This window comes from Cetobacterium sp. (assembly GCF_977044495.1).
In genome coordinates, this window is sequence record NZ_CDRRQU010000024.1 from 23,845 (window position 1) to 37,085 (window position 13,241).

A 13,241-nucleotide genomic window follows, 5' to 3' on the forward strand; every position below is an offset into this window, starting at 1 on the left:
ATGAGATTAGCTTTGTATTCAGGAACATTTGATCCAATAACAAAAGGTCACAAGGAGATAATAAAACGAGCAAGTAAAATGTGTGATAGATTGATTGTTGCAGTTTTAAATAATGGTAGTAAAAAAACCTTGTTTTCTTTAGAGGAACGTAAAGAGATGGTAGAAGAGGTTTTGAAAGATATAGAAAATATAGAAGTGGTGGAGCATAGTGGGCTACTGGCTAATTATATGAAAGAGAGAGGATGTAAATATATAATTAGAGGATTAAGAGCAGTTATTGACTACGAATATGAACTATCATTAGCATATGGGAATTATGATATTTCTGATGGAGAGATTGAAACAGTTTTTATTCCGGCGTCGAAAGAGTATCTCTATGTAAGTTCTTCAGTTGTGAGAGAGCTAGCACTATATAAAGGAAAATTGGACAACTACTTAGATGAGTTTGTAATAGAGAAGATAAAAGAAAGATTTGAGGAGTAAGTATGGCAAAGGCAAAGAGTTTTTATGTATGTAGTGAGTGTGGATTTAAAACCATAAAATGGATGGGAAAGTGTGATGGTTGTGGAGAATGGGGAACTTTTGAAGAGGAGATTGAGATCTCTCCAGTCGCAGGAAAGAGTATAAAATCATCTACAAATTCACTTGTGAATATACAGGAAAAGGTAGTATCTTTTGCCAATGTTCAAATAGAAAAAAACTTTAGATATAAAACTAAGATTTCCGAATTTGATAGAATTTTAGGAGGAGGGTTAGTAAAAGGTGAGGTTGTACTTATAACTGGAAATCCGGGGATTGGAAAATCGACACTTCTTTTACAAACAGCCAAAGAATATACAGAGTATGGAGATGTTTTGTATGTGTCAGGAGAGGAGTCACCAGCCCAGATAAAGTCCAGAGGAGAGAGGTTGGGAATATATTCTGAAAACTTATATTTGATGTCAGAAACAGATATCCAAATTATATATGAGTATGTTATTACAAAAAAACCTAAAATAGTTATTGTTGATTCTATTCAAACGCTGTATAATTCAGAGGTGGACTCCATTCCGGGAACACCCACTCAAATACGAGAGTGTACGTTAAAAATAATAGAACTTGCTAAAAAAAATGATGTTTCATTTTTTATAGTTGGGCATATAACGAAAGATGGAAAAGTGGCAGGACCAAAACTTCTTGAACACATGGTGGACGCTGTATTTCATTTTGAAGGAGAGGAAGGACTTTTTTATAGAATATTGAGAAGTTTAAAAAATAGATTTGGATCCACAAATGAGTTAGCGGTATTTAGTATGGAAGATACTGGGATTCATGAAGTAAAAAATTCATCAGAATTTTTCTTGAGCGAAAGGGATGAAAAAAATATAGGAAGTATGGTAGTACCAGTATTGGAGGGAACAAAAGTTTTTCTTTTAGAGATACAGACATTACTGACTGACTGTACTATTGGAATACCTAAAAGAATAGTTCAAGGCTTTGACAGAAATAGGATGCAGATATTGACGGCGATTGCGGAAAAACGAATGGGGTTGCACTTAGGGATGAAAGACCTTTTTATAAATATACCAGGTGGACTTTCTATAAATGATCCAGCAGCAGATTTAGGAGCTCTTATTTCGATAGTTTCACTCTATAAAAATGTAGCTATAAGCCAGAAAATAGCGGCTATTGGAGAACTAGGATTGAGGGGAGAGATTCGAAAAGCTTTTTTCATAGATAAAAGATTGAGAGAGCTTGAAAAACTTGGTTTTAAAGGTGTATACGTGCCTGAAGCTAATAGAAAAGAGATTGAAAAAAATAGTTATAAATTAAAAATAATATATTTAAAAAATTTAGAAGAATTTTTAGAGAGGATGAGTAAAGATGAATAACCCAGAATTCTTAGAGATTCTTTCTCTTTTGGCTCCAGGGACAAAGTTAAGAGAGGGGATATATAACGTTTTAGATGGTGAAATGGGAGCTTTAATAGTTGTAGGTTTAGATTCTGAAGTTCAGAAAATAATGGATGGTGGATTTGAAATAAACTGTGAGTACACACCAGAAAAGTTATTTGAACTTTGTAAGATGGATGGAGCTATAATATTGGACTCCGATATAACAAGAATACATTCTGCGAATGTGCATTTACAGCCGAGCATGAGATTTTCTACAAATGAGAGCGGAACAAGACATAGAACAGCTCAAAGGGTTGCCAAACAGACCGACAAATTGGTGATTGCTGTATCGGAAAGAAAAAAAGTTGTAACAATATATAAAGGTGAAATGAAGCATAGGCTTAGAAGTACTTCAGATTTAATGGGAGAGGCTTCTCAAGGTTTAAATACTTTAGAACGTTATCGATTTGTTTTAGATAAAGCTTTAGCAAACTTGACAATTCTTGAATTAGATGATTTAGTGACATTGTACGAGGTAACAGTTGTACTTCAAAGATTTGAAAAAGTGACAAGAATATTTCAGGAGATGAATACATATATGACTGAACTTGGGGTGGATGGAAGACTTGTTAGATTGCATCTAAACGATTTAATTCAGGATATTGAAAGTGAAAAAGAGGATTTCTTGAGAGATTATTGGAATTACTCCAATGCACCGTTCAACCTATATGAAATAACAGATAGACTTTCAAGATTAACAGATGATGAGCTAAAAGAGTTAGAAAAGTTATCAGCAGTTCTTGACTATGGAAAGACATATTCAGCTTTAGGAAATAGGGTAACACCAAAAGGATATAGAATTTTAGATAAAATAACTAAATTGACAAAGAGAGATATAGATAAAATAGTGAATAACCATGGAAATCTGTCTAAAATTCAGGAAGCTTCCACAGAGGAACTTTTGGAGATTAAAGGTATTAGTAAGTTTAAAATAAAAGCTATTCAAACCGGATTGAAAAGGTTGAAAGTAACTGTTGAATTAGAGAAGTAAAAGTCCACTTAAAAAAGTGGATTTTTTATTATAAATATGCTATTACTTATACTATAGGGGTATATCCTATGATGAAGAAAACGTGATTTAAAATAGGAGGGCTTATGGAAGATAATTGTTCAAATAAAATTTGTGGTGATAAAAAGAAATTAATTGCTAGAGCCAATAGAGTAGAAGGGCAAATTAGAGGAATAAAAAGAATGATTGAAGAGGATGCATATTGTGATGATGTTCTGAATCAAATCTCGTCAGCAAAGGCAGCATTGGACGGAATAGCTAAAGTAATTTTAGAGACTCATTTGAGAAAGTGTGTCGTATCAGGAATAAAAAATAATGAAGAGAACAAAGTAATCGATGAACTGATATATACATTGGGAAAAATGATGAAATAATAGTAAATTTTTCTTTGATTTAGATGAATAGTATGCTAAAATTCAACTAGTATAAAGTTATTTAGGAGGGGATTAATGAGAAGAATAGTTACTTTTATCATGTCGATGATGTTAGCAGTTGGATTATTTGCAGCGAAGCCAACTAAAGTAGGAATAGTTCTTTCTACTGGTGGACTGGGAGATAAGTCATTCAATGATGCTGCTTACAGAGGGTTAGAACAAGCACAAAAGGATTTAGGAATTGAGTTTAAATATGTTGAGCCAGCGTCACCAGCTGAAGATGAGGAGTTTTTAAGAGAATATGCTGAAGCGGGATATGACTTAATAATTGCTACTGGATTTCAAATGACAGAATCAGCAAGAACAGTGGCAGCGGATTATCCAGATGTTAAATTTTTGATGATTGATGATGTTATAGATTTACCAAATGTAAAATCTATGGTATTTAAAGAGGAAGAGGGATCTTTCCTAGTTGGAGTTATAGCTGGACTAATGACTAAAAATAACGCAGTTGGATTTGTTGGTGGAATGGAAAATCCTTTAATTAAAAAGTTTGAAGTAGGATTTAAACAAGGTGCAGAGTATGTTAATCCAAAAGTTAAATTCTTCTCGGTGTATACAACTGGACCAAATCCATTTAATGACCCAGTGAGAGGTAAAGAGAATGCAATATCTGAGATCAATCAAGGTGCAGATGTAATATACCATGCGGCTGGAGGAACAGGTATGGGAGTTATTGCAGCAGCAAAAGAGAAAGGTGTATTTGCTATTGGAGTTGATTCAAATCAAGACGCAGTTGAGCCTGGAACAGTTTTAACATCTATGCTTAAGAATGTTGACGTTGGAGTTTTTGATACAATCAAAGCTTTAACTAAAGGTGAATTTGTACCGGGATTAGCTGTTTATGGTGCAAAAGAAGATGGGGTAGGAGTTACTAATTTTGAATTTACAAAAGAGATTATTGGAGCTGAAAAACTTGCAAAATTTGAAGAGATTAAGGCTAAATTAATGGCTGGAGAAATCAAAGTAAGCGATAAATAATAAACGCGGGGCTGGTCATTTTGATCAGCCTTTTGTTACCTTATAGAAAAGGAGAGAGATAGTTATGAAAAAAGTAGAAAGAGTCACTTTAATAGTACTGGATAGTGCTGGAGTAGGAGCTTTACCAGATGCAAAAGAGTTTGGAGATGAAAAAACGAATACGTTGGGAAATACGGCTCTTGCAACTGGGGGATTGAATTTAAAAAATCTGGAAGAGTTGGGACTTGGAAATATTACAGAGATTTTGGGTGTAGAAAGAGTTGAAAACGCAAAAGGAGCATACGGAAAAGCCATGGAACTTTCTAAAGGAAAGGATACGACGACAGGGCACTGGGAGATTGCTGGAATTGTTCAAGAGAAAGCTTTTCCAACTTATAGCAATGGTTTTCCAAAGGAAACAATAGAGGCTTTTGAAAAAGCTACTGGAAGAAAAGTAATTTGTAATTTACCCTATTCAGGGACAGATGTTTTAGAGGTATATGGAGAGGAACAACTGGCTACTGGGGCTTGGATTGTTTATACATCTGCTGATCCAGTGTTTCAAATAGCCGCTAACGAAGAGATAGTATCCTTAGATGAACTCTATTCAGCTTGTAAAAAAGCTTTAGAAATTTGTGGAGAGTTATCTCCTGTGGCGAGAGTAATTGCAAGACCCTATATAGGGAAGAGAGCTGGAGAGTTTATAAGAACGTCAAATAGGCATGATTATTCTGTTGAGCCACCAATTGAAAGTATGTTGGATAGAGTTAAAAACGCTGGACTGGATGTAATAGGTATAGGTAAAACTAGTGATATATTTGCAGGTGTTGGAATAACGCAGAGCAGAGGAACAAATAAAGATAATTTAGATGGAATTTTAAAAACTATCGAAGAGTTAAAAAAAGATACAAAAGGAATTATATTTACAAATTTGGTTGACTTTGATATGAAGTACGGTCATAGAAGAGATCCAAAAGGGTACAAGTTAGCTTTAGAAGAGTTTGATAACTACCTTCCTGAAATTATAGATAATTTGAAAGAAAATGAACTGCTTATATTAACAGCAGATCACGGATGCGATCCTACATATAAAGGAAGCGACCATACGAGGGAGTATATTCCAATAGTTGTGTATGGAAAAATGATAAAAGAAAATATAGATTTGGGAGTTCAGAAGGGGTTTTCGACAATAGCAGCTACAGTAGAGGAGTTGTTATTAGGAAAAACCGATTTAAAAGGAAGTTTTGCTAGTCAAATTATAAAATAAGAAGAAATTAGGAGGAAAAAATGAGTGTACATATAGGTGCAAAAAAGGGAGATATAGCTGAAACGGTATTACTACCGGGGGATCCATTGAGAGCTAAATGGATTGCGGAAACTTTTTTAGAAGATGTAGTTTGCTACAATGAAGTTAGAGGGATGTACGGATATACTGGAACTTATAAAGGAAGAAGAGTTTCAGTTCAAGGAACTGGAATGGGAGTTCCCTCGATATCAATTTATGTAAATGAATTGATAAGAGATTATGGGGTTAAAAATTTAATCAGGGTTGGAACTGCGGGGTCTTATAGAGAGGATATAAAAATAAGAGATGTAATTTTAGCTATGTCGTCATCAACGACCTCAGGGATTAATAGACTTAGGTTTGATGGAGCGGATTATGCACCGACAGCAGATTTTGAATTGTTTATGAGGGCAGCTGAAGCTGCAAAAGTAAAAGGTATAAAGATTAAAGGTGGAAATGTTTTAACTGTTGATGAGTTTTACGGAGATAATTTTGAAGCTTATAAAAAATGGGCAAATTTTGGAGTGCTTTGTGTTGAGATGGAAACGGCAGCGTTGTATACAATAGCAGCAAAATACAATGCAAAAGCATTGACAATATTAACAATTTCAGACTCTTTAGTAACTGGAGAAGAAACAACATCTTTAGAGAGACAAACAACCTTAAAAGATATGGTTGAAATAGCATTAGAAAGTGTAGTGGAGTAATGATATGAAAAGAGAACTAGATGAAAAAATAATTTTAGAATATGTGGATAAAGCTATTGCTGCTAGAGAAAATGCTTATGCTCCCTATTCAGGATTTAAAGTTGGAGCAGTATTGGTAGATGAAAATGGGAATGAAACATCAGGAGCTAATATTGAAAATGGATCATATGGACTTTCAAACTGTGCGGAAAGAAGTGCAATTTTTGCGGCGGCAAGTAAAGGCATGAGAAAAATAAAATTAATAGCTGTAGTTGCTGATACAACTGGACCAGTGAGTCCATGCGGAGCGTGTAGACAGGTTATAAAAGAGTTTGCAGATGATGATACAATAATCATATTAGGAAACCTAAAAAGAGATTATAAATTGATGACAATGGAAGAGTTGTTACCTTATGGATTTGAACTTTAATCAAAAAAAGAGGTGTATATCACCTCTTTTTTTTTATAGAATATTAAGTTTGACAAAGTAGCTAGTATATTTTATTATAGAGATATATTGTTTTGAAAATAAATGTGAAAAAAGAAACAAGGAGGAAAGAATGTCAAGAGAAAACAGTAATTCTGCTTATGCGTATAAAGTACTAAAAAGAAATATATTTGAGTTGAATTTAAAACCCGGGAGTGAACTGAGTGAAAAAGTCATAGGGGAAAGACTTGGAATGAGTAGAACTCCAATCAGAGAAGCATTGATATTACTAAAGCATGATCAACTGATAGAGAGTATTCCTCAAAAAGGAACGTTTGTAACAAAAATTAGTGCTCAGAAAGTTTTAGAGGCTAAAGTTTTAAGGGTGGCGCTAGAAACTGCCGCTTTTGAAAGAGTGATAGAAACGTTAGACAAGGAGTTTATAGAGGATTTGAGAACGAATATAAAAATGCAAAGAGTCTATTGCGAAGGAAACCGTAATTATTTAGAGTTTCATAAAATGGACAATGATTTCCATAAAATGATTTTTGAAAAGGCGGGTATTCCAGGGCTATGGGAGTTAGCATTAAATGGAACAGGACACTACCAAAGAGTGAGAGTTTTGAATGCAAAAAATAAGACTAGCGATATATCTGTTGTAAAAGAGCACGAAGAAATTTTAGAGGCTTTGGAGAAAAAAGATATAGAAAGATTGAGGGGGATGCTAGAACATCACTTGGGGAGAACTCTTTTAAAATTGAAAAAATTGGAAGCTGAAAATCCAGAATACTTTGAGGTAAAAGAGGAAGTCATGAAGGATGATGCTTTTATTCTACTGAAGTAAAAAAACTACAAAAACACTTGACTTTTATAGAAAAAACAGTATACTTTAAAACATGAAAGCACAAATGAACGAATAAAGAACGAAATGTATATTTTCAAAAAAGTTGAAAATGAAAATTAAGTTTTATAGTTTTAACATTTTATGTTTTGGGGAAAATAAAGGGAAGGTGAAAAATTTGAAAGAGTTCAGATTAGAGAGCGATTCAATAGGAACATTGGAAGTTCCAGTGGATGCTTATTATGGAGTTCAGTCATTGAGAGGGAAAAATAATTTTTATATTACGGGGTATAAACTAGGAAATGATTTTATTAAGGCGTTGGCATATGTAAAAAAAGCTTCAGCTATAGCTAATCTAGAGGCAGGAATGCTAGATAAGGATATTGTGGATGCAATAGTTAAAGCATCTGAAGAGATTATAGCTGGAAAATTTATGGATCAATTCATAACTGATGTTATTCAGGGTGGGGCTGGAACATCAATGAATATGAATATGAATGAGGTGATAGCTAATAGAGCTGGAGAATTATTGGGGGGAGAGCTTGGCAAATATGATAGAGTTCATCCTAATGATCATGTGAATTATGGACAATCGACAAATGATGTGATTCCAACTGCTGGAAAATTAGCTTTACAGATAATGTCAGAGGAGCTATTGAGAACTCTAGAGAGGTTAAAATTAACTCTATTAGATAAAAGTATAGAATTTGATAATGTTATTAAAATGGGAAGAACACACCTGCAAGATGCAGTGCCTATTAGATTAGGACAGGAATTTAAAGCTTATGCTCAGCCAGTGGCTAGAGATATAAGAAGAATAAAAATAGCTTTAGAAGATTTAAAAACAGTTAATATGGGAGCAACAGCTGTGGGAACAGGAATTAACGCGGATACTAAATATGTAGAAGATGTTGTTAGAATTTTATCTGAAGTTACGGATGTTGATTTTGTTCAAGCTGACGACTTAGTTGATGGAACAAGAAATTTAGATAGTTTTGTGTGGTTGTCTTCGGCATTAAAAGTAACAGCTGTAAATTTATCAAAAATGGCGAATGATTTAAGACTGATGGCATCAGGACCAAAAACAGGATTGGCAGAGATCAATTTACCTCAACAACAGCCAGGATCTTCAATAATGCCTGGAAAAGTAAATCCAGTAATTCCTGAAGTGATGAACCAAGTTTGTTTCCAAATATTTGGAAATGACCAGACAGTAACAAAAGCAGCAGAAGCAGGTCAATTAGAGTTAAATGTATTTGAACCGGTATTATTTTTTAATTTATTCCAATCGATAGAAATTTTAAAGAATGGAGTTAATACTTTAATAGATAATTGTTTAATTGGAATTACTGCAAATAAAGAGAGATGTCAGCAATTAGTTGATATGAGTGTTGGAACAATAACAGCTTTAAATCCACATATAGGGTATAAAAATGCGGCGGATATAGCAAAGACATCCATAAAAACAGGAGTTTCAGTGGTAGATTTAATTTTAGAAAGAGAGTTGTTAACTAAAGAGGAGCTAGATATAATTTTAGATCCGTTTGAGATGACAAAACCAGGAATCCCAGGAAAAAGTTTGTTAAAGAATAGATAACACAAGAAAGAGGTCAAATTTGACCTCTTTTATTTTTGTAGAAATGTAAGAAGCTTTTCTTTAGATATTATACTATCTCCAGTATTGATAATAAGATAATTGCTTATCTCACTTGCTTCCAAAACGACTCGAATATTATCATCTTCATAAAATTCATTTGTGTAGTTGTTAAAAATAATACCTTGAATAGCTATTTGCTTTTCTTTTAAAAAACTAAGGGTCAGCATTGTATGATTTATAGCTCCAATTTTTGTAGAGCAAACAAGTATAACAGGTAAGTTTAAATCTTTTATGAAATCAAACATGAAATATTTATTTCTTATTATTGGAACGTAGATACCTCCAGCAGCTTCTATGAAAGTTGTTGAGTACTTAGATTTTAAAATATTCCATTGTTTGAAAATAGAGTCCATAGAAATTGGAATATTTTCTAGCTCAGAAGCTAAATGAGGAGATACAGGAGTTTTGAAAAGATAAGTAGTCATTTCAGGTTTTAGAGTTGTTTCAGCAAAATCACATAAAAATTTTGGATCTAATGGAACTAATTTTTCGTTTTCAAAATAACATCCCGTTTGTAGTGGTTTATAATAACCGATATTATAGTTTTTTAAAGATTTAAAAATAAGGGAAGAGACGTACGTCTTCCCTATATCAGTATCTGTTCCTATAATAAAGTATCCTGTTTTTAGTCTAGCTATCAAGAGTAAATCCCTCCTTAACAATCATCTCTTTGTCAGAAGCTATGGTACTTCCTGTTGTTGTTAGAAAATTTCCAGTCAGAGCTGAATTGATTCCACCTCTAATGCCTTGAATCTCTAAATCGCCAAGTTGAAGTCTTCCACCGGCATATCTTAAAGAGGAGTCGGGATTTATGAAGCGATAGACTGCGATTGTTTTAATAATTTCCATAGGATCCAAAGAAGGATAACTTTCCATTGGAGTCCCAGCGATAGGTGTTAAAAAATTTAAAGGTATAGATTTAATTTTTAGATTTTTTAATTCAAAAGCCATGTTCAATCTGTCGACTCGACTTTCTCCTAATCCTAAAATACCTCCACTGCAAACTTCTAATCCTACCTCTTGAGCTATTAAGATTGTATTGATTCGATCTTGATAGGTGTGAGTTGTACAAATTTTGTCATAGAACTCTCGTGATGTTTCTAAATTATGGTGATAGGTTTTTACGCCAGCTTCTTTTAAAGCGTTTGCAGCCTCTTTGGTAAGTAGTCCATGAGAAGCACACAGATGTATATTGCTATTAGATTTCATATATTTGTAGAGATCAGCTACTTGAGAGGTTTCTTTTTGTGTAAGTAATCCTCTGCCACTGGTAACTAGTGCAAAGCGATTAGCACCCTCTTTTTCAACATTTAAAGCCAATTTTAGAGCTTCCTCTTTATTTGTTAAAGGATAAATAGGTGAAGCTGTCTTAAAATGAGAAGATTGAGCACAATATTTGCAATCTTCTGGACATTTCCCAGACTTTGCATTCATTATCGTGCATAGATTAAATTTATCTCCGCAAAAGAACTTTCTTATTTCATTTGCACAGTCTGATAAAAAAAGAATCTCTTCTCTTTCAGTGTGGATGTCTAAATCTATAAGTTTTTTGGCGTTCTCAAAAGTAATGGGGTGCCCCTTAAGAATGCTTTCTTTTAAAGTTAAAATAAAATTTTTCAAAAAAATATTCACCTCATTTTAATTAATATTTTCATTTTAATTATTACCACCATTTTTTCTTTTTAAAAAAATAAGCGGTTCCTAAAATAATTGAGACCATCAAAGTTAAAATAAAAAAATAGCCATATTTCCAAGTCAATTCAGGCATATATTGAAAATTCATACCATAGAGTCCAGCCAAGAAACTAAGAGGAATAAAAATACTAGAAATCATGGTTAAAACTTTCATAATTTCATTCATTCCGGTACTGATAGTGGAGTGATAAAGCTGTAGGAGTTCATTTCCTCTGTTGAAAAGAGTGTCATTGGATTCGTTAGCTATTATAATATGATCTTGTAAGTCACGTAAATAGATATCGATATCTTCACCTAGATATTCTTTGATATCTGAATCTTTAAATTTTGAAGAAACCTCTTTTAAAGGAGCTAAAGCCCTTCTGAATTTTAAAAGTTCTTTTTTTAGTTTTAAAATCTCCTCAAAATCGTTTTTACTAGGTTCAGTGATAACTTTACTCTCTAAGTAATCAAATCTTTCCTCTAAATCATCAATGATAAGAAAATAATTATCGACAATTCTATCGATTAGCGAGTAAGTTAGATAGCCTTCTTTTTTGGTTCTAAGACGTCCGTTTCTTTTTTCAATACGAGACCTAATGCTATCAAAAATATCAAATGGATTTTCTTGAAATGTTATTAAAAGATTTGAAAATAAAATAAAGGATATCTGTTCATATTCATATTTGTGTTTTTCATTGGAATGAGAAATTAGTTTCAATGTGATGAAAATATAATCCTCTCTAATCTCTATTTTAGGTCTTTGTGAGTTATTTAATAAATCTTCTAAAATTAAAGAGTCGATATTGAAAGCTTCTCCAATTTTTTTTATAAGTTCAGTATTGTGGATACCTCCGACGTTTAGCCAATTAACATGAGATGGATGCAACTCAATAAAGAGATTGTCTCTAAAGATAAAACTATTTTTTTTAAAAGATTCGTGATTATAAGTATAGTGTGTAATAGGAATTTCAACTGTAGCTTGGCGATTACCAGTATAAAGAAGAGTTCCAGGTTGTAGTCCAACTTTCTTATTCAAAATAGCACCTCCTATCAATATAGTATAGAATCATTATACTTAGTATAGAACTATAAGTAAATAAAAAATAAAAACAATATGTTATTGAAAGTTATTGATTATATCTGAATCAAAAAATTGTAAAAAGAGAGTAGAGTGTGATAAAATAAAGTGAATTTTTTAGATATTGAGGAGATGGAGATGAACTATTTTTTATTTTTAAACCATCCTAAGGGTGAAGAGGTGTATAAGGTGAGTCTAGAAAGAGAAGAGATGCTAAAAGAACACTTCTCTAGGGTAGATATTTTAGAAACTGAAGTTGTAATAAGAGGAGAGCGTTACAGAGCGATTGTGGATTATTCAGCATTTTCTAATTTAGCAAATTTTGATTGCTTTAGATGCCAAGATCCCTGTTGTGCAGATAACCCAGTGGTATATGAGAAGATTACGAGAGAGTTTATATTAGACAACATTGACAGTTATAATAAAAAAACTAAAAATATAGATATTCTTTTAGAAAATGGTTATGAAATTGAAAATATCCTAAAAAGTATAAAAGAAGATAGATGTATGGTACCAGAGGAAGCGGTTGAAAATGAAATTTCTTTGTGCACGTGTTCTTTTAAGCCAAATAATGAATCGGTGTTGTGTTCTCTTCATTCTATTTGTTTAGAAAATAATATGGGAGCAAAAGAAATAGTTGAGAAAAAACCTTTAGTTTGTAGTTTGTGGCCAATTGATATAATTTCAGAAGAAGACGGAAGTTTATTATATATAACCGTGCCGGATGATTTTACTACAGGTTTTACAATAGAGGATTACTATGATACTCCTTGTGTAAATAAAGAGCTTACACAGAGTTCACTTTTTAGAAGAAAAAATCCTATAGGTTTTTTAGAGGAGGAGTATGTACCCCTGATATTGGCATATGGAGAAACTTTAAAATATAGTTTAGGTGAAAAATTTTATAATGATGTGAAGGCAAAACTGTTGGCAGAGAATCTTATTTTTATTGAGGAGCTAAATATAGAGGAGAAACAAATTTTAAAAAAATAAAAAAATGTTGACGAAGTTTAAAATTTATGATACTATAATTTTTGTCAGCGGGAAACACCGCCGGCAAAAATTGTAGAGAAGACATTAGCAACCGAATAGAGAAAATAGTCAGAAGTTATGAAAATAACAGATGCCAGAAATGGTAAACCAATAAATGGTGTAAACGTAAAGTCTTTGGACTTTAAATATATTTGAATGAAGAGTTTGATCCTGGCTCAGGATGAACGCTGACAGAATGCTTAACACATGCAAGTCGATTC

The 13,241-nt window shown here is 32.8% G+C and carries 14 protein-coding genes; 11 read left to right on the forward strand and 3 right to left on the reverse strand.

The window, feature by feature from the left end; translation table 11 throughout:
• From coaD to ACWI69_RS07350, 10 genes are all read left to right on the forward strand, one after another.
• Window positions 1-483 carry a pantetheine-phosphate adenylyltransferase gene (gene coaD, locus ACWI69_RS07305; RefSeq protein WP_448821180.1) on the forward strand — a complete coding sequence of 161 codons (483 nt, stop codon included), beginning with the start codon at window positions 1-3 and terminating at the stop codon, window positions 481-483.
• 2 nt (window positions 484-485) lie between these two features.
• Window positions 486-1,871: a DNA repair protein RadA gene (gene radA, locus ACWI69_RS07310; RefSeq protein WP_448821181.1), complete on the forward strand. Its 1,386-nt coding sequence runs from the start codon at window positions 486-488 to the stop codon at window positions 1,869-1,871.
• Complete coding sequence (gene disA / locus ACWI69_RS07315; protein WP_448821182.1) at window positions 1,864-2,925, forward strand: DNA integrity scanning diadenylate cyclase DisA; 1,062 nt, start codon at window positions 1,864-1,866, stop codon at window positions 2,923-2,925. Before radA ends, disA begins: the two co-directional genes overlap by 8 nt.
• 104 nt (window positions 2,926-3,029) lie before the next feature.
• Window positions 3,030-3,317, forward strand: a complete 288-nt coding sequence (locus ACWI69_RS07320) for a metal-sensitive transcriptional regulator (RefSeq protein WP_448821183.1) — start codon at window positions 3,030-3,032, stop codon at window positions 3,315-3,317.
• Window positions 3,318-3,392: 75 nt separating this feature from the next.
• Window positions 3,393-4,358: a BMP family lipoprotein gene (locus ACWI69_RS07325; RefSeq protein WP_448821184.1), complete on the forward strand. Its 966-nt coding sequence runs from the start codon at window positions 3,393-3,395 to the stop codon at window positions 4,356-4,358.
• A gap of 64 nt (window positions 4,359-4,422) precedes the next feature.
• Entirely contained in the window at window positions 4,423-5,604 is a 1,182-nt protein-coding gene (locus ACWI69_RS07330; RefSeq protein WP_448821185.1) for a phosphopentomutase, read from the forward strand.
• Window positions 5,605-5,624: 20 nt separating this feature from the next.
• Window positions 5,625-6,329 carry a purine-nucleoside phosphorylase gene (gene deoD / locus ACWI69_RS07335; protein WP_448821186.1) on the forward strand — a complete coding sequence of 235 codons (705 nt, stop codon included), beginning with the start codon at window positions 5,625-5,627 and terminating at the stop codon, window positions 6,327-6,329.
• Between the two features lie 4 nt (window positions 6,330-6,333).
• The gene (gene cdd / locus ACWI69_RS07340; protein WP_448821187.1) at window positions 6,334-6,738 is read left to right on the forward strand and encodes a cytidine deaminase; all 405 of its coding nucleotides are present in this window, start codon (window positions 6,334-6,336) and stop codon (window positions 6,736-6,738) included.
• A 130-nt stretch (window positions 6,739-6,868) separates the two neighbouring features.
• A complete protein-coding gene (locus ACWI69_RS07345) occupies window positions 6,869-7,579 on the forward strand; it encodes a GntR family transcriptional regulator (RefSeq protein WP_448821188.1) in 711 nt (236 codons plus the stop codon).
• 175 nt (window positions 7,580-7,754) lie between these two features.
• Window positions 7,755-9,173, forward strand: a complete 1,419-nt coding sequence (locus ACWI69_RS07350) for an aspartate ammonia-lyase (RefSeq protein ID WP_448821189.1) — start codon at window positions 7,755-7,757, stop codon at window positions 9,171-9,173.
• A gap of 29 nt (window positions 9,174-9,202) precedes the next feature.
• Here ACWI69_RS07350 and bioD read toward each other — a convergent pair whose 3' ends face one another.
• From bioD to corA, 3 genes are read right to left on the reverse strand one after another with little or no spacing between them, the layout of a single operon-like run.
• Window positions 9,203-9,874: a dethiobiotin synthase gene (bioD, locus tag ACWI69_RS07355; protein WP_448821190.1), complete on the reverse strand. Its 672-nt coding sequence runs from the start codon at window positions 9,872-9,874 to the stop codon at window positions 9,203-9,205.
• Window positions 9,864-10,853 carry a biotin synthase BioB gene (gene bioB / locus ACWI69_RS07360; protein ID WP_448821191.1) on the reverse strand — a complete coding sequence of 330 codons (990 nt, stop codon included), beginning with the start codon at window positions 10,851-10,853 and terminating at the stop codon, window positions 9,864-9,866. The genes bioD and bioB overlap by 11 nt, the downstream gene beginning before the upstream one ends.
• Before the next feature lie 43 nt (window positions 10,854-10,896).
• The gene (gene corA / locus ACWI69_RS07365; RefSeq protein WP_448821192.1) at window positions 10,897-11,946 is read right to left on the reverse strand and encodes a magnesium/cobalt transporter CorA; all 1,050 of its coding nucleotides are present in this window, start codon (window positions 11,944-11,946) and stop codon (window positions 10,897-10,899) included.
• Between the two features lie 180 nt (window positions 11,947-12,126).
• Here corA and ACWI69_RS07370 point away from each other — a divergent pair, with 180 nt between their 5' ends.
• Window positions 12,127-12,981 carry a hypothetical protein gene (locus ACWI69_RS07370; protein ID WP_448821193.1) on the forward strand — a complete coding sequence of 285 codons (855 nt, stop codon included), beginning with the start codon at window positions 12,127-12,129 and terminating at the stop codon, window positions 12,979-12,981.
• Window positions 12,982-13,241: the final 260 nt, after the last annotated feature.